The 16,459-nt window shown below is 69.9% G+C and carries 16 protein-coding genes and 2 tRNA genes; 12 read left to right on the top strand and 6 right to left on the bottom strand.

Going from position 1 to position 16,459, the window contains the following annotated elements; all coding sequences use genetic code 11:
* The first annotated feature begins 212 nt into the window (after nt 1–212).
* Entirely contained in the window at nt 213–2,660 is a 2,448-nt protein-coding gene (locus DY023_RS06240) for a PEP/pyruvate-binding domain-containing protein (RefSeq protein ID WP_245958615.1), read from the top strand.
* A 46-nt stretch (nt 2,661–2,706) separates the two neighbouring features.
* A complete protein-coding gene (locus tag DY023_RS06235; RefSeq protein ID WP_220347245.1) occupies nt 2,707–3,213 on the top strand; it encodes a TetR/AcrR family transcriptional regulator in 507 nt (168 codons plus the stop codon).
* A 271-nt stretch (nt 3,214–3,484) separates the two neighbouring features.
* Here the strand turns inward: DY023_RS06235 and DY023_RS06230 are convergent, their stop codons facing one another.
* Nucleotides 3,485–4,207: a VIT1/CCC1 transporter family protein gene (locus tag DY023_RS06230; protein ID WP_116241482.1), complete on the bottom strand. Its 723-nt coding sequence runs from the start codon at nt 4,205–4,207 to the stop codon at nt 3,485–3,487.
* 118 nt (nt 4,208–4,325) lie between these two features.
* Between DY023_RS06230 and DY023_RS06225 the strand changes: the two genes are divergently transcribed.
* The 7 genes from DY023_RS06225 (at nt 4,326) to DY023_RS06195 (ending at nt 9,270) form a co-directional block, all read left to right on the top strand.
* Entirely contained in the window at nt 4,326–5,657 is a 1,332-nt protein-coding gene (locus tag DY023_RS06225) for a sensor histidine kinase (RefSeq protein WP_116241481.1), read from the top strand.
* Entirely contained in the window at nt 5,645–6,322 is a 678-nt protein-coding gene (locus DY023_RS06220) for a LuxR C-terminal-related transcriptional regulator (RefSeq protein ID WP_116241480.1), read from the top strand. Before DY023_RS06225 ends, DY023_RS06220 begins: the two co-directional genes overlap by 13 nt.
* Nucleotides 6,319–7,113 carry a DUF4097 family beta strand repeat-containing protein gene (locus tag DY023_RS06215; protein WP_116241479.1) on the top strand — a complete coding sequence of 265 codons (795 nt, stop codon included), beginning with the start codon at nt 6,319–6,321 and terminating at the stop codon, nt 7,111–7,113. The genes DY023_RS06220 and DY023_RS06215 overlap by 4 nt, the downstream gene beginning before the upstream one ends.
* Nucleotides 7,114–7,175: 62 nt before the next feature.
* Nucleotides 7,176–7,249 (top strand) — tRNA-Ile (locus tag DY023_RS06210).
* A gap of 40 nt (nt 7,250–7,289) precedes the next feature.
* Nucleotides 7,290–7,362 (top strand) — tRNA-Ala (locus DY023_RS06205).
* 340 nt (nt 7,363–7,702) lie between these two features.
* The gene (locus DY023_RS06200; RefSeq protein WP_181905742.1) at nt 7,703–8,662 is read left to right on the top strand and encodes a M14 family zinc carboxypeptidase; all 960 of its coding nucleotides are present in this window, start codon (nt 7,703–7,705) and stop codon (nt 8,660–8,662) included.
* 71 nt (nt 8,663–8,733) lie between these two features.
* A complete protein-coding gene (locus DY023_RS06195; RefSeq protein WP_116241477.1) occupies nt 8,734–9,270 on the top strand; it encodes an RBBP9/YdeN family alpha/beta hydrolase in 537 nt (178 codons plus the stop codon).
* A 24-nt stretch (nt 9,271–9,294) separates the two neighbouring features.
* Here the strand turns inward: DY023_RS06195 and DY023_RS06190 are convergent, their stop codons facing one another.
* From DY023_RS06190 to DY023_RS06175, 4 genes are read right to left on the bottom strand one after another with little or no spacing between them, the layout of a single operon-like run.
* Nucleotides 9,295–9,783, bottom strand: a complete 489-nt coding sequence (locus tag DY023_RS06190; protein WP_116241476.1) for a GNAT family N-acetyltransferase — start codon at nt 9,781–9,783, stop codon at nt 9,295–9,297.
* 52 nt (nt 9,784–9,835) lie between these two features.
* Nucleotides 9,836–10,756 (bottom strand): beta/alpha barrel domain-containing protein, encoded by a 921-nt coding sequence (locus DY023_RS06185; protein ID WP_116241475.1) that lies wholly within the window; start codon nt 10,754–10,756, stop codon nt 9,836–9,838.
* Nucleotides 10,753–11,973, bottom strand: a complete 1,221-nt coding sequence (locus DY023_RS06180; protein WP_116241474.1) for a CaiB/BaiF CoA transferase family protein — start codon at nt 11,971–11,973, stop codon at nt 10,753–10,755. The genes DY023_RS06185 and DY023_RS06180 overlap by 4 nt, the downstream gene beginning before the upstream one ends.
* A gap of 14 nt (nt 11,974–11,987) precedes the next feature.
* The gene (locus DY023_RS06175) at nt 11,988–13,442 is read right to left on the bottom strand and encodes a GntP family permease (RefSeq protein WP_116241473.1); all 1,455 of its coding nucleotides are present in this window, start codon (nt 13,440–13,442) and stop codon (nt 11,988–11,990) included.
* An 87-nt stretch (nt 13,443–13,529) separates the two neighbouring features.
* Between DY023_RS06175 and DY023_RS06170 the strand changes: the two genes are divergently transcribed.
* Together DY023_RS06170 and DY023_RS06165 are read left to right on the top strand one after the other, a co-directional pair.
* Nucleotides 13,530–14,288 (top strand): IclR family transcriptional regulator, encoded by a 759-nt coding sequence (locus DY023_RS06170; protein ID WP_116241472.1) that lies wholly within the window; start codon nt 13,530–13,532, stop codon nt 14,286–14,288.
* 55 nt (nt 14,289–14,343) lie between these two features.
* Complete coding sequence (locus DY023_RS06165) at nt 14,344–15,483, top strand: aminotransferase class V-fold PLP-dependent enzyme (protein WP_116241471.1); 1,140 nt, start codon at nt 14,344–14,346, stop codon at nt 15,481–15,483.
* Between the two features lie 6 nt (nt 15,484–15,489).
* Here the strand turns inward: DY023_RS06165 and DY023_RS06160 are convergent, their stop codons facing one another.
* Nucleotides 15,490–15,948: a DUF1801 domain-containing protein gene (locus DY023_RS06160; protein ID WP_116241470.1), complete on the bottom strand. Its 459-nt coding sequence runs from the start codon at nt 15,946–15,948 to the stop codon at nt 15,490–15,492.
* 86 nt (nt 15,949–16,034) lie between these two features.
* Between DY023_RS06160 and DY023_RS06155 the strand changes: the two genes are divergently transcribed.
* Nucleotides 16,035–16,457 carry an NUDIX hydrolase gene (locus tag DY023_RS06155; RefSeq protein ID WP_116241469.1) on the top strand — a complete coding sequence of 141 codons (423 nt, stop codon included), beginning with the start codon at nt 16,035–16,037 and terminating at the stop codon, nt 16,455–16,457.
* Nucleotides 16,458–16,459: the final 2 nt, after the last annotated feature.

Below are 16,459 nucleotides of genomic sequence, written 5' to 3'. Positions count from 1 at the left end.
TGGGCGGAGCGGGCAAGCCCGCTCCGCCCAGCGGGCCCCTTCCAATGCTCGTTCCGGGAACACCTCGCCCCGCTCGTGTTTCTGGTCAATGCATCCCTCTTGGTCGTTGAGCGAGCGACGGAGGAGCGAGACGAAACGGGCTGCGTGTCGGGGAGAGGTTCACCACGCCAGAGGGGTGGTGAGGCAGAAGATCGGCGCGTAGCGTAAGGAACGTGACGTTTCTTATGGTGGTGGGACTGGACGAGGCTCGGGAGCTGTCCGTGGTCGGGGGGAAGGGCGCGAACCTCGGGGAGATGCTGCGGGCGGGACTGCCTGTGCCGGGCGGGTTCGTCGTGACGACCGAGGCGTATGCGCAAGCGGCGGAGAGTGTTGGACTCGCGGCGCGGGTCAGAGATGCGGAGCCTTCGGAACTGCGGCGGATGCTGGCGGGGGCGCCGATTCCACAGGAGCTGCGGGACGCCGTCGCTGACGCCTACGCGAAGCTGGGGCCCGACGTGGCGGTGGCGGTGCGGTCGAGCGCGACCGCGGAGGACCTGCCGGGCGCGGCCTTCGCCGGGCAGCAGGACACGTATCTGAATGTCGTCGGCGTCGATGACGTGCTCGACGCGGTGCGCCGGTGCTGGGCGTCGCTGTGGACCGACCGTGCCGTCTCGTACCGGCGGGAGCGGCGCGTCGACCCCGGCGGAGTGCGCATCGCCGTCGTGGTGCAGCAGCTCGTGGACGCGGACGTCGCCGGAGTGATGTTCTCGGCAGACCCGGTCAGCGGCCGGCGTGACCGCATCGTCGTCGACGCCGCAGCGGGTCTGGGCGAGGCGGTCGTGTCGGGCATGGTGACCCCGGAGCATTACGAACTCGACGAGGACGGTGCTCTGCAGAAGTGGACTCCGGGCCGGGCGGACGTCGTGATCAGGACGGACGCCGGTGGCGGCATCCGTCATGACACCGCGGCGCAGACCGGCGGACGCCTGCTCAGTGCGAGCCAGCTCGCGAAGCTCGCCGGCTATGCCCGGGCCGCGGTGACGCACTTCGGCCGCCCGCAGGACATGGAGTGGGCGATCGCCGACGGCACCGTGCACATCCTGCAGGCCCGGCCGATGACCGCCCTGCCACCCGAGCCGCGCCGGCTCAACCGGCGCGAACGGGTGCAGAGCATGATCTTCAGCGAGTATCTGCCGGTGCGGCCGTATCCGATGGACGTCACCACTTGGCTCGGCCGGGGCCCGGCCGACATGATGCGGCAGATCACCGTGTACTTCGGCATCCGCGGGGCCTTCACCGACTACCTGATCGAAGAGGACGGCGTGGTCACCGGCTTCGTCCCACCGCACATGCGCCCAGGGCCCGCGATCCTGCTCACCCCGTTCAAGGTCATCCGCAAGGCCCTGCGCTTCCATCCCGAGGACGCCCCGCACGACCCGCGCCTCGCTCGGTTGCTGGCCGGGGCCGACGAGCTCGACGCGCTCCCCCTCCCCGACCTCAGCTGGCGCGACCTGCTGCGCGTGCCGGAGCGTGCCCTCGCCCTGATGGATCTCAGCCGCGACATGCGCATCGACTACCTTCCCGGCACGGCGATCGCCGTCATCCGGCTCGGCGTCGTGACGACGCTGCTCGGCCGGCGGGAACTGCTCGCCGAACTCACCGGCGGGGCCCCGACGCGCACCGCGGCATCCGAACGCGCACTCGCCGATATGGCGGAGATGGTGCGGGCGGATGCCGTGCTGCGCGAACTCTTCGCCTCGAAGACACCGGCGGAAGTCGTGTCCGAGCTGGACCGGTTCCCCGAGTTCTCGTCGGCGCTGGACGCCTTCTGCCACGAGTTCGGACGCAAAGAGACGGCATCCCCGCTGCTCGTCAGCCCGCCGACCCTCGCGGAATCGCCCGACGTGATCATCGGCATGGTCGCCGGCTTCGTGGACAATCCGCCGCAGGACGACCGTCGCTCGCGCTCCGACGACGCGCTGGCGCGGCTGCTGCGGCATCCGCTCCTCCGGCCGAAGTGGCTGCAGAGGGCCGTGCGGCACTGGGTGCGCGCCGCCCAGGCGGGCGTCGCCTACCGCGAGGACAGCCACTTCCACTTCACGGCATCGCTGCCGGCGCTGCGCCGCGCGCTGCTCGAGATCGGACGCCGGATGCAGGATGCCGGGGTGCTCGACGACTCCTTCGACGTCTTCCACCTGCGTTGGGATGAGGTGGCAGGCAACCACGACGTCGCGACGATGAACCAGGCGACCGTCGAACGGCTTCGCGGCCTGGTCGTCGCTCGTGCCGCCCGACGGGCCGAACTCGCCGGCATCCCGGTAGTCGACGTGCGCGACGTATTCCGTCGGGGGAATGAAGGGGATGCCGTGGTGAGTGGCGCTCCCGCCGGAGGAGGAACCGCGACCGGGCCGGTGCGCGTCATCCGCGAGGCGGCCGACTTCCACCGGCTGCAGCAGGGCGACGTACTGGTCTGCCCGTACACGAACCCGGCCTGGACGCCGTTGTTCCTGCGCGCGGCGGCCGTCGTCGTCGACACCGGATCGATCGCCTCGCACGCCGCGATCGTCGCGCGCGAGTACGGGCTCCCCGCTGTGATGGGAACCGGCGACGGCACGGCAGTGCTCGTCGACGGCGAGACCGTGACCGTCGACGGGACCACGGGGCGGGTGACCCGTGGCTGAGACGCGGCGGCGCGGGGCGGCACTGGTCGGGGCGATCCACGAGGCCGTGCTCGCGGAGCTCGCGGAGGTCGGATACGGCGGACTGACCATGGAGAGCATCGCGGAACGCGCCGGCGCGGGCAAAGCATCGCTGTACCGGCGCTGGAACTCGAAAGCTGAGCTCGTACGCGACACGGCATACGCACTGATGCGGGAGCCGGAGCAGCTGCCGGACACGGGGAGCCTGCGGGACGACCTCTGCGTGCTGCTGGGGAGGACCGCTGAGCTGATGGCGGGGCCGCTCGGCGAGGCACTGCGGGCGGTGCTTTCGGAGGCGCTCGCGGATCGGACGCGCCTGGAGGATCTGTCTCGGGGCATGGGTCGCGAGATGATGCGGGAGGTCGTTCTGCGGGGCGTCGAACGGGGCGAGATCTCCAGGGATGCGGTCACGGATCTGAGACTGGATGTGGGGCAGGCGGTGCTTCGGGATCGGCTGGTGTTCCGGGGGCTTCGGGATGTGGATGTCTCGGAGATCGTGGATTCGGTGTTGATGCCGGTGTTTCGGTCTGCGTAGGCCGGTAGCTGTTCTCGTGCGGGGCGCGGGGCGAGGTGTTCCCTGCACTCGCAGAGTGGAGCCTTCCCGCTGGGTGGAGCGGGCAAGCCCGCTCCGCCCAGCGGGCCCCTTCCAATGCTCGTTCCGGGAACACCTCGCCCCGCTCGTGTTTCTGGGGGAGGCAGAACCCATTGAGGTGAGGTAGGAGGGATGGGGTGGGTGCGGGGTGAGGCTTCTGGCCCGACCGGGTCCTGAGCGAGCGGAGCGAGACGAAGGGCGCCCGCGCCGGAGGTCAGATCATGGCGGTGGTGCCGAGGAGAGTGCCGATCAGCCAGGTGGCGACGAGGGCCAGGGCGCCGCCGATGAGGAGGCGGAGCATCGCGCGGCCGGGACGGGCGCCGCCGAGCTTCGCCGAGATGAAGCCGGTCGCCGCGAGAGCGAGCAGGACGGCGACGAACGTGACGGGCACGCGGATGCCGGGCGGCGGCAGCAGGATCGCGAGCAGCGGCAGCAGAGCACCGAGCGTGAACGCGATCGCCGACGAGATCGCGGCGTGCCACGGGTTCACGAGATCGTCCTGATCGATCCCCAGCTCGACCTCGAGATGAGCGGCCAGGGCATCGTGCTCGGTGAGCTCGATCGCGACCTGACGGGCCGTCTCGGCGCTCAGGCCGCGCTGGCGGTAGAGGCCGGTGAGTTCGTCGAGTTCATCCTCGGGCATCGTGCGCAGCTCGTGGCGCTCCTTGGCGATCAGTGCGCGCTCGCTGTCGCGCTGACTGCTCACCGAGACGTACTCGCCGAGGGCCATCGAGATCGCGCCACCGACCAGACCGGCGAGGCCGGCGATCAGCAGGGCGGCGTTGTCGGTCGTGGCGCCCGCGACGCCGACCACGAGCGACGCCACCGACACGATGCCGTCGTTCGCGCCGAGCACTCCTGCGCGCAGCCAGTTCAGGCGCTGATTGACACCACCGCCGTGCGGCTCGTCATCGTGAGGATGCTCGGGAGCGCTCATGCCCCCAGTGAACCACGCCTCCGCCGTCGTGCGCCGCGGAGGAAGTAGGGAAAACCCGAAACGACGACTCCGGATGCCTCGGTGTCGGCGCGAGCCGTGCCTGCGTAGCTTTGATGCCATGACCACGAATCCGACATCCCTCACTCCGCCCCCGGTGGGCGTGGAACCGGGGACCCCGGCGCAGCCGGCATCCGTCGTCGAGCGACCCAAGCCGCCGCTCCGGATCCTCCTCACGATCCTGCAGCTCGCCGGTCTCGGCGTCATCGGCACCGGCGTGCTCACCGCCCTCACCAGCCTGCTCACCGCCGGCCTCGCGACGGTCCTCGTCTTCGGAGTCGGACTCGTCATCCTCGTCGGCCTGGTCTACGCCCTCTTCGGTGTCGGCTGGTTCGAGGTGGCGCGGGCCGACGGCCTGTACGGCCTCGGAGTCTCGCACCTGAAGTGGCGTCCGCGGACCCGGCCCGGCTTCGCCGGCTGGCTGCGCTCCCTCGGCCGGCAGGCCATCGACGGACGCATGTGGCGGGCGCTGGTGAACTTCCTCCTCGCCTGCATCGCGGGAACCGTCGTGCTGCGCCTGCTCTGGAGCGGCCTCGTCTGGGCGATGATCTCGTTCGCGCCGCTCACCGGGGCCGAGACCACCCAGGGTCCGTGGGGCGGCCGCTTCCTCTCCTCCTGGGCGCCGCTGCCGGGCATCCTCGGTGCCCTCGCCTGCGCCGCGGCGATCGTCGGCCTTGCGCTGCTGCACCGCGTGCTGACCCGGGCGCTCATCGTCCCCAGCCGTGAGGCGGAACTCACCGAGCAGGTGCGCACCACCAGCGCGCAGCGCGAGGGCGCCGTGCGCGCCGCCGACGTCGAGCGCACCCGCATCGAGCGCGACCTGCACGACGGCGTCCAGCCGCGTCTGGTCTCTGTCGGCATGACGCTCGGCCTGGCTCAGCAGAAGATCGACACCGACCCGGCCGCCGCCAAGGCGCTGATCGATGAGGCGCACACCTCGACGAAGGCCGCCATCACCGAGCTGCGCCAGCTCGCCCGTGGCATCCACGCCTCCGTGCTGGACGACCGCGGCCTCGACGCCGCTCTCTCGGCTCTGGCGAGCCGGTCGCACATCCCCGTGCAGCTCGACGTGCGGCTCGAGCCAGGGTCGACCGGAGCGAACGCCGGATGCCGGGATGCGGAGGCCGCCGTCTACTTCGCGATCGCGGAGTCGCTGACCAACGCGGCCAAGCACTCCCGGGCCAGCGAATGCCGTGTCGTGGTGCGCACCCGCGAGGGTGGGGTGCTGTGGGCACGGGTCGAGGACAACGGCATGGGCGGCGCGCAGGTGCAGCCCGGCGGCGGACTCGACGGCATCTCGAACCGGGTGCTCGCCGCAGGCGGCACGTTCCGACTGGACAGCCCGGCGGGCGGCCCGACCGCACTGGAGGTGACGGTGCCATGCGCGTCCTGATCTGCGAGGACTCCGTGCTGCTGCGCGAGGGCCTGGTGCGGCTGCTCGAAGACGCCGGCCACGAGGTGGTCGCTGCGCTCCCCGACACCCACGACCTGACCGACGCCGTCGCCGAGAAGGACCCGGAGCTGTGCATCCTCGACGTGCGGCTGCCGCCGACGTTCACCGACGAGGGCATCCGCGCGGCGCTGGGTCTGCGGGCCACGGATCCGCAGCTCCCCCTGCTCGTGCTCTCGCAGTACGTCGAGGAGCGCTACGCGTCCGACCTGATCGCTGCGCAGGGAGGCCCGCTCGGCTACCTGCTCAAGGATCGGGTGGCGGATGTCGCCGAGTTCGTCGAGACCGTGCAGCGGATCGCCGACGGCGCGACCGTGCTCGATCCCGAGGTGGTCGCGCAGCTGCTCACCCGCCGCAACCGCGACGAGCGGATGCTGCGCCTCACCGACCGCGAGCGCACGGTGCTCGCCCTGATCGCCGAGGGCAAGTCGAACCAGGCGATCGCCGGCGCGCTGTACCTCAGCGAGGCGAGTGTCGAGAAGCACATCACCTCGATCTTCCAGAAGCTCGGGTTCGAGCCCGACGAGTCCGGCAACCGCCGGGTGCTCGCAGCGCTCGCCCACATCGAGAACCAGGGCGAGAAGCCCGGCACAGGAGGCATCCGATGAGTACCACGAGCGCAGGTATCGGCGCGATCACGATCGTCACCGCCGTGGTCGGCGGTGTAGCGATCGCCGGCACCGCGGCATCCGCCGCTTTCGCCGGAGCCAACCAGCTGTCGACGGGGCCGACCTCGACGACCTCCGAGGTCGCGGGCGTGACGGGGCTGAACCTCTCGGTCGACGCCGCCGACGTGCGCGTCGAGTTCTACGACGGTGAGGAGGCCCGCCTCGAGAGCGAGAGTGACGACCTGGACGGCTGGCGACTGTACCGCGACGGGGACGAGCTGAAGGTGCGCAGTCCTGACCGCGGCTGGAGCTGGTTCCTGCCGGACTGGTTCCAGGACGCCGAGACCGTCACCCTGCTGCTGCCCGAGTCGCTGAGCGGGGTCGATGCCGAGTTCGACGTGCAGGCGGGTGCCCTGCGCATCGACGGGGAGTTCGACGACCTCGATGCCACGGTGAATGCGGGTGCGCTGAAGGTGGAGGGTTCGGCGAGGACGGTGGACGCCCAGGTCAACGCCGGGCGCGCCGATGTGGTGCTCGCGGACGTCCGCGAGGCCGAGTTCACGGTCGCCGCCGGACGTCTCACCGCGGACCTCTCCGCGGTTCCGCGGGAGGTGTCGCTGGATGTCTCGGCGGGCGAGCTCACGCTGACCGTGCCCGACGATGTCTACAGCATCCGCCGGGACGTCTCCGCGGGTGATCTGAACAGCGATCTGCAGGAGTCGACGAGCTCGGAGAACCGCATCGACGCGTCGGTCTCGGCGGGTACGGCGAACCTCCGCGTGGGCGACTGATCGGAGGGGTCGGCCTCGATTCGGATTTTCCGGCTCCGTCCGGTAAAGTCTTTGAGGTTGACGGGGCTATAGCTCAGGCGGTTAGAGCGCTTCACTGATAATGAAGAGGTCCCAGGTTCAAGTCCTGGTAGCCCCACACTCCGCTCGCGGATACTCCCGCGGGAACCCTCCCGCACGGGGCCTTAGCTCAGTTGGTAGAGCGCCTGCTTTGCAAGCAGGATGTCAGGAGTTCGAATCTCCTAGGCTCCACAGATCAGAACCCCGGAATCATGCGCAAGGCGCGAGATTCCGGGGTTTCGTGCATCGGCCACCGCGATCACTCGGTAGACCGGGAGTCCTCCCGTCGGTAACGTGAGGCTCGCCACAACGAGCGTGGCCACCCAGGGCTGCGCCGGGCTGTCTGTCTGGAGTGTGACCAACCATGAGATCAAAACGCATTATCCCCGCTGCGTTCGGCTCGCTAGTCCTGGCCCTCGCAGTCGTCGCCGGAGCGAACGGGGGTGCCGCGTCGGCGGCCCCGCCGGACACACAGCCGGGTGGGCCATGGGGTGAAGGGAACAGCCTGAGCGGCGTCGACTCGTACGAGGAGATGTGGTCGACCCTGCAGAAGCTCGAGGACGGCGGAGCGATCGACCTCGAAGCAGCGCCCTATCAGAGCAATCTCGGGCGGGACATCCCCGTCGTGACGATCGGCGACGGCCCTGTTCCGGTGATGTTCATCGCCAATCAGCACGGCAACGAGTTCATGGTCAGCCGCGGAATGATGGATCTGATCCAGCAGGTGGCCGGCAACGACAGTCCGCAGAACCAGGCGATCCGTGACGCGTTGACGATCACCATCGTGCCGCGCGTCAATGTCGACGGCTTCGACGGCGATGTGACCGACGCACAGGAGAACACCACGCCGTGGCGCCAGAACTGGGATCCGACCTGTGAGGTCGGATGCGACTTCTGGTCTGCCGGCCGCGGCTACGACATCAACCGCTACCACTCCTACGGTGCGACGCCGCAGGACAATCCCTACGTCCCGGGCGAGGACACGCTCAACGAGGTGCCCGAGGCGATGGCGATGCGCACCCTGTGGGACGAGCGGCAGCCGGTGCTGATGGTGGACTACCACCATCAGGGCACCTACGTCGACGATGACGGTCGGATGATCACCGGATCGATCATGTGGCCCAACGCCGTGGACACCGCCGCCGAACTCGGAATCAGCGACGAGTTCGCCGAGACGATCACCGCCTCTCAGCGGGCGGCCTCGGTGATGCTGCAGGCCGTCGACGGCTACGGCTATGCGAACATCACTCGATACCCCAGCACGTCGACACCTGGTATCGCCCGGAACGCTTACGGCCTGCTCGGCTCGGCATCGGTGCTGTTCGAGCTGCGCGGTGGAATCGGCCAGAAGTCGGCCGGATACATCGCCAAGACGGCGAGCGTGACCGGTTACGAGCTGCTGAAGTCGGTGGCCGACGGCTCGTGGGAGACCGCCGACCTCTCGGTCATCGAGAACATCCGCGAGCGCGGTGACTCCGTGTCGCACGAGTAGCGAATCCGCCTGGCGTGCCCGTTCACTCCTCCGAGAGTGAGCGGGCACGTCTGCGCGGCTACGATCGTGCAATGACCCGGAACGCGATCATCTTCCACGGCACCGGCGGACGTCCGGACGTCGCGTGGTACCCCTGGCTCGATGAGCGGCTGACGGCCCGCGGCTACCGCGTGGAGCGGCCGTCATATCCCCGGATCAACGTCGACCCGATCGCCGAGTTCCTGCCCGGTGTGCTCGCCAGGCACGCTGTCGATGCGGAGACCGTGCTCATCGGGCACTCGGGCGGCGCCGCAATGCTGCTCGCCCTGCTCGAGCACCTCGAGACGCCCGTGGCGCAGTCGATCCTGGTCGCCGGGTACGCCACGCAGGTGAACGAATCCGAGGAGCCGGTGCTGCAGGAGACCTACGACTGGGACCGGATCCGCGAGAACGGCGGCGATCTGTATTTCATCAACTCCGTGACAGACCCGTACGGATGCGACGCCACGCAGGGGCGGCTGCTGTTCGACCGACTCGGCGGCACGCAGATCATCCGTGACGAGGGGCACTTCGGGGACTGGGACCAGAGGTACGACACGTTCGAACTGGTCGACCGGCTGATTCCGTAGCGGCACGAATCAGGAGTTCCGGGTTCAGCCCGCGTCCCACTCCGCGAAGTACCAGAGCACCGGATCGTCGGTGCCGGGCAGCGAGTTGCGGAAGCCGTGCCGCTCGTAGAAGCGGCGGGCGTCGACATCGGGCGAGTCGACGTTGATGTGCATCTCGCCCGCATCCCGCGCACGCGACTCCTGCACGGCGCGGTCCAGCAGCAGGGCTCCGATCCCGCGGGAGCGCCGCGACGGCCGCACGTACAGCTCGTCGAGCGTGGCGACGCGTCCGCCCTCGTTGTAGATGGCCGGCCGCAGAGCCACGACGGCGTAGCCGACGACCTCACCGGCATCCTTCGCGAGCAGGGCGAACGCGGCGGGATCCGCGAGGAACCTGCGGAAGCGGGGCAGCAGTGCCTCGAACGGCGGTTCCGGCGAGTCGAATTCGTCGCCGAAGGCGATCTGCAGGCGCGTCAGCACGGCGGCATCCGCCGCCTCGGCGAGGTCTACGGTCACATCAGCACGCGGGTCCATGACTGCTCCGCTACGCATGGTAGACCCGGATGCCGCGCACCGGCGGGTGGTCTCAGGCAGTCGCCGGGATCACCCAGGGGAAGCCGTGCGCCTCGCTGCGCGCTCCGGCGCGAGCGCGAGAGCGATTCGGCTCCTGCACCGCACCGGTGATCTCCTCGCCGAGCCGCACCAGCGTCTCGAACGCACCCACGTCGAGCCAGTCCGGACGGAACGCGAAGACGAGATCCTCCAGGGCGGTGTTCCCCGAGGCGCCGGGCGCGAACGGGCATCCGCCGAGGCCCCCGAGCGCGCCGTCGACGACGTCGGCACCGGCCTCCACCGCCGCCGCCGCGTTGGCCACACCCAGGCCCCAGGTGTCGTGCCCGTGATACACGATGCCGAGTTCGGGTCGGCGTTCCTTCGCGAGCGCGACGCGGCGGTGCACCTCCCCCGGATCGGCCTGGCCGAGGGTGTCGCAGACCACCACGTCCACCGCACCCGCCGTGCGGGGGTCGTCGAGGATCGCCTGGAACCGGTCGATCGGCACTACCCCTTCGAACGGGCAGGTGAACGAGGTCGCGATGCACAGCTGCACGCGCCCGCCCACCTCGGATGCCGCGGAGATGGCGTCGGGCATCGCCGCGAGCGACGCTTCGGTGTCGCGGCCGATGTTCGCCCTGTTGTGGCTGTCCGACGCGGAGAAGCAGTACTGGAATCCGCGCACTCCCGCCGCCGCGGCGCGCTCGACGTGCCGCGGGGTCGCAGTCCAGATCCAGACCCGCTCCCGATCGGCGGCATCGAGACCTGCGACGACGTCGAGGGTGTCGGCCATCGTCGGCACGAGGTCGGGCCTGGCCATCGATCCGACCTCGAGGTGCTCCACACCGAGGCTGAACAGCTCGCGCACGAGGGCGATCTTCCGTTCGGTGGGGAGGTTCTTGCCCGCCAGCTGCAGGCCGTCCCGCAGCGTGACATCCCGGTACTGCACGCTCATCGCATCCTCGTCTCGTAGTCGTCGATCCGGTCCTGCGCCCAGCCGAGTTCGGCGAGGATCTCCGCGGTGTGCTGCCCCAGGTCGGGACCGAGCGCGGTGATGGGCCGGGAGACGCCGCCGATCACCGGGACGATGCCCGGGAAGCCGACGTCCCGGCGCAGCTCAGCGCCGTCGTGGACGTCGAATCGCTGGATCATGCCGCGAGCGGCATATTGCTCGTCGGCGGCGACGTCCTCGGCGGTGTAGATCGGCCCTGCCGGCACTCCCGCCTCGTCCAGCGTCTGCAGCGCCTCGGCGCTGGTGCGCTGCGCCGCCCATGCGCCGATGGCATCGTCGAGCGCGTCGCGCGCCTCCCAGCGACCCTCGTTCGACTGCAGGCCCGGGTCGGATGCCAGCTCGGGCCGCCCGATCAGGGTCATGTAGCGCTGGAAGATCGCGTCGCCGTTGCCGGCGACCACGATGCTCTTCCCGTCGCCGCACAGATACGCGTTCGAGGGGGCGATGCCCTGCATCCGTCCTCCGGTGCGCTCGCGCCGGATGCCGTACGCCTCCCATTCCGGGATCAGCGACTCCGTGACCGAGAGCATCGTCTCGTTCAGGGCGACGTCGATCGTGCGGCGGTCCAGGGGCAGCGCGACATCCTCCTCGCCCCGCTCCCGCTCGAACAGCGACATCATCACGCCGAACGCGGCGTAGATGCCGGCGATGGTGTCGCCGATCGAGACCCCGGTGCGGCTCGGTGGCCGCCCTGGCTCCCCGACCAGCTCGCGGAAGCCGCCGTACGCCTCCGCCACCGCGGCGAACCCCGGCCGGGCCGACAACGGCCCGGTCTGCCCGAAGGCCGAGATCCGCGCGACGATGAGCCGCGGGTTCGCCTGCTGCAGCGTGTAGGCGTCCAGCCCCCACCGGTCCAGCGTGCCCGGCCGGAAGTTCTCCAGCAGCACGTCGGCCCCCCGGATCAGCTCCAGCACGATCGCGCGCCCCTCGTCGCTGCGCAGATCGACCACGAGCGACCGCTTGCCGCGGTTGGTGGTGCGGTACAGCATCGACGTGTCGCCGGCGTACAGCCGCCAGCGGCGCAGCTCGTCGCCGGTGCGCGGGCGCTCGATCTTGATGACGTCCGCGCCGAAGTCGGCGAGCAGGCGCCCGGTGGTCGGCGCGGCGATGTAGTTGCCGAGCTCGATCACGCGGATGCCGTGCAGGGGCGAGGTGGTCATGGGATGCCGTTCTCTCAGTGCACGAAGACGGACAGGATCAGCGTCATGCCGAGGGCGATGACGGATGCCACGGAGACACCGATCGTCACGGTCTTCAGCGCGCCGCGCACCGATTGGCCGAGGAACAGCTTGAGCAGCCAGAACGTGTTCGACGTGACGTGGATGCAGAACAGGGCGCCCGCGCCGGCGGCCAGGGCGATGATCAGCGGGTTCAGGCCGAGGCTTGCCGCGGCCGGCGCGATGATGCCCGCTGCGGTGATGGCCGAGAGCGTGACCGATCCGACGGCGATGTGCAGCAGCGCGGCCATCACCCACACCACCAGGATGGGCGCCCAGGTGGTGGCCTGGAAGTAGCCCTTCAGCACCTCGCCGAGGTCGCCCTGGGCGATCACCGCCGCGAGCGATCCACCGACGCCGGTGAGCACGAAGATCTGGCCGCCGTCCTGGAATCCCTTCACCAGGGACTTCTCGATCCGCTTGATACCCACAGCAGCGCGTCCGACGAGCCCGGTCGCGATGACGGCGAGCAGGAGCGCGATCACCGGGTCGCCGAGGAACTGCATCACCGGATTCTCGATCCCGAGCACGGTGAGCACGGCCTGCGCCGCGATGAGGGCGAGTGCCGAGAGCATGGGCCCGAACAGCAGCAGCAGGGGAGGCTCGCCGGCCGCTGCGGTCGCGGCGCCCGAGGCGTGCCGGTTCGGAGTCCCGCCGACGGCGGTGCGCAGCGTGCCGGAGCGGGTCGAGTCCAGTTCGACGCCGTCGGCCGCGGAGGCCGAGCGGACCAGTGCGGGCTCCTCCTCGGAGGACTCGTCGTGGATCGTCTCCTCCTCGTCGCGCGCGGGGTTCCAGAACCCGGCGCGGAACAGCACGGTCATCACGATGATCGCGAGGATGACGGTCGGCACCACGACAGCGAGACCGCCGAGCATCATGATTCCGAGCGGCACGTCCAGCAGGCCGGCGAGGGCGACGGCGGCGAACCCGGGCACCATGAGCACGATGCCGGTCTCGAGGCTGATCGCGAAGGTCGCCGCGATGATGCCGGTGCCCGCCTTGCCCAGACGCGGCGCGATGCGCCGCGCGAGAGGCGCGGCCATGACGATCATGACGTCGATGAAGATCGTCTGCAGATAGGTCGCGAACGACAGACCGAGGGCGTACGGGATGCCCTTGGGGCCGAAGGCGCGCAGCAGTGTGTCGACCAGGCGGGTGATCGCGCCCATCTCGTTGAGCATCGCGCCGATCAGCACTCCCCAGGCGATGAGGAGTCCGGCCTCCATCATGACCTCGCCGAAACCGGTGGTCATCGTCTTGACGGTGTCGACCGGGCCGAGGCCGGTGAGCAGGCCGATGCCGGCGGCGCCGACGGCCAGGGCGATCACCGGATTGATGCGGAACCTGACGATGGCGAGCACGACGGCGATGATGACGAGCGCGACGACGCCCAAGGTGTACCAGTCGGGCATGAGAAGCCTCCCCTTCGAGGACCAATTCTCACATAGTAGGTGACTTCTCACTATTTGAGAAGCCCTTCTGCGCCATAGGATCGGTGCATGGCAGAACAGCCGCTCCTGGTCCTGGGGAAGATCGCCGCGATCCTGGACGCCTTCACCCTCACCGCCCCGACGCGCACGGCGGCCGAGATCCGCTCGATCACGGGTCTGCCCACCTCGACGACGCATCGGCTGCTGGGAAACCTCGTTCAGCACGGGTTCCTCGATCGCACCGGCGACGACTTCCGCATCGGTGCGAGGATGGCGTTCTGGGCGGGGCCGGCGGCCCGCAGCCGGGACTTCACCGAACTGCTCGCGCCGAGGCTGAACGCCCTGCGTGACGAGACCGGCGAGACGGCCTGCTTCTTCCGCGCCGAAGCGGGATCACGGGTCTGCACCGGCCTGGCCGAGACGCGCCACGCCCTGCGCAGCGAGATGTACGTCGGCCGCATCCAGCCGCTGCACGTGGGCAGCTCCGGCCGCGTCATCCTCGCCTGGCGCGAGGATCTTCTCGAGGAGATCACTGCGCAGGAGCTGCCCGCCCTCACGGATGCGACGATCACCGACCCGGATGCGCTGCGGCGTGCGGTCGCCGAGACGCGTGCCGGCGGCTACGCGATCACCGTCGGCGAGCGTCTGGAGGCCACCTCGGGTCTGGCCGCCCCGGTCTTCGACTCCCACTCCGCGCTGGTCGGTGCGGTCACGCTCATGGGGCCGACGCTGCGGATGCCGTGGTCGCGCTGCGAGGAGCTCGTCGACGCCGTCGTCGAGGCCGGCGAGCTGTTCACGGCGGCGCTCGGCGGACGGCATCCCGCATAGATCGACGCGCGAGCGGACACTGACGCCGAACCGACCGCCGTGCCAAGCTGGGGGCATGAGTCTTCCCCACGCTGACATCGATCCGGACGGTCTGCTGGAGTACTCGGTGGTCTTCACCGACCGTTCCCTGAACCACATGTCGCAGCGCTTCATCGGCGTGATGCAGCAGACCCTCGGCATCCTGCGCGAGGCGTACAACGCGCACAGCGTCGCGATCGTCAACGGCGGCGGCACGTACGCGATGGAGTCGGTCGCCCGGCACCTGGCCGCCGGCCGCCGCGCGCTGGTCGTTCGCAACGGCCTGTTCTCGTACCGCTGGTCGCAGATCCTGGATGCGGGTGAGTTCGCCACCGACGTCACGGTCTGCCTGGCCAGGCCCGAGTCCGATGAGCATCAGGCTGCATGGAGCCCGGCGCCGATCGACGAGGTCGTCGAGGTGATCCGTGCGCGTCGCCCGGAGGTGGTCTTCGCCCCGCACGTCGAGACCGCGGCGGGGATCATGCTCACCGACGACTATGTGCGGGCGCTCGCCGACGCCGTGCACGAGGTCGGCGGACTGTTCGTGCTGGACTGCATCGCCTCCGGTGCGATGTGGGTCGACATGCAGGATCTCGGCGTCGACGTGCTGATCAGCGCGCCGCAGAAGGGCTGGAGCGGCACCCCAGGAACCGGCTACGTCATGCTGAGCGACGCCGCCCGTGAGGTGGTCGAGGCCACCCCGTCCAGCAGCTTCGCGCTCGACCTGCGCACCTGGCTGGCCATGGCCGACGCCTACGTGGACGGCCGGGCCGCGTACCACGCGACCATGCCGACCGACGGGATCGCACACAACCTGACCCAGATGATCGAGACCCGCGACCGCGGCTTCGCCGCCGTCCGCGATGCTCAGGTCGATCTGGGACGTCGGGTGCGCGAGCTGCTCGCGGCGCGCGGTCTGCCGTCGGTCGCGGCATCCGAGTGGGCGGCGCCGAGCGTCGTCGTCGTTCACGCGGATGACCCGGGGCTCCGCACCGGATCCCGCCTGCGTGAGGCCGGAGTGCAGGTCGCCGCCGGCGTGCCCCTGCACTGCGGCGAGCCCGAGGACTTCTCGACCTTCCGCATCGGCCTGTTCGGGCTCGACAAGCTCGGCGACGTCGACGGGACGGTCGCCCGCCTCGCCGACGCCCTCGATCGGATCGGCGTCACGCCGGTCTGAGTACGTTCAGGATGCCGCGCGGCGGATCAGCGCGGCGAGGAACTCCCGGTCGGCGTCGCCGAGCCGGGTGACCGCGAACGAGACGGGCCACACGTCGCCGTCGTCGAGCGCGGCGGCGGTGTCGAACTCGAAGGTCGCGTAGCGCACCTTGAACTTCGACTTCGGCTTGAAGAAGCACACGACCTTGCCTGCGGCGTTCGCCCATGCCGGCATCCCGTAGTAGGTGCGCGGCACCAGGTGCGGCGCGTTCTCGGTGACCAGTGCGTGCAGCTGCTCGCCCAGCATCCGGTCCTCGTCGGGGAGCCCGGCGATCTTCTCCTGCACCTCGGCGAGACCCTCGGCGTACACCTCCTCGGGCGACTTCTTCGCGCGTCCGCGCGCCGTGCGCACCTCCTTGGTGCGCGCCTTCATCGCCGCCCGCTCGTCGTCGGTGAAATTCACGGTGGTCTCGGTGGTCTCGTCCATGATGCGTCCTCTCCTGGGGTGTGCCACCACGCTACGGCGGCGCAAGAAGGGGGCGCTTCTCGATTCCTGACCACTACTGTGGGCACATGGATCTGCGCGTCGCCGCTTACGCCGTCGTCACCGACGACAGCGACCGGATCCTGCTCGCCCGCTGGACCGAGGGCCGGCGCATCGCCTGGACCATGCCGGGCGGGGGCCTCGAGGACGGTGAGGACCCGGAGGACGCGGTGCGCCGCGAGGTCCGGGAGGAGACCGGCTACACGATCGCGGTGCGCGAGCTGCTCGGCATCCACTCCCGGGTGATCCCGGCGACCCGCCGCATCTCGCACGCCGAGGAGCCTCTGCACACGCTGCGCATCATCTACCGCGGCGAGATCACCGGCGGGCGGCTGCGCTTCGAGGAGAACGGCTCCACCGACCGTGCCGGCTGGTTCCCGCCCGAGAAGGCCGAGACCCTGCACCGCGTGAAGCTCGTCGACATCGCCCTGCGGATGGCCGGCATCCGCTGAGT

Origin of the sequence: Microbacterium bovistercoris, from assembly GCF_003387575.1 — a bacterium.
GTDB lineage: Bacteria > Actinomycetota > Actinomycetes > Actinomycetales > Microbacteriaceae > Microbacterium > Microbacterium bovistercoris.
Note: the sequence above shows the minus strand (reverse complement) of the source record. Positions and strands in the feature narration are given on the sequence as shown.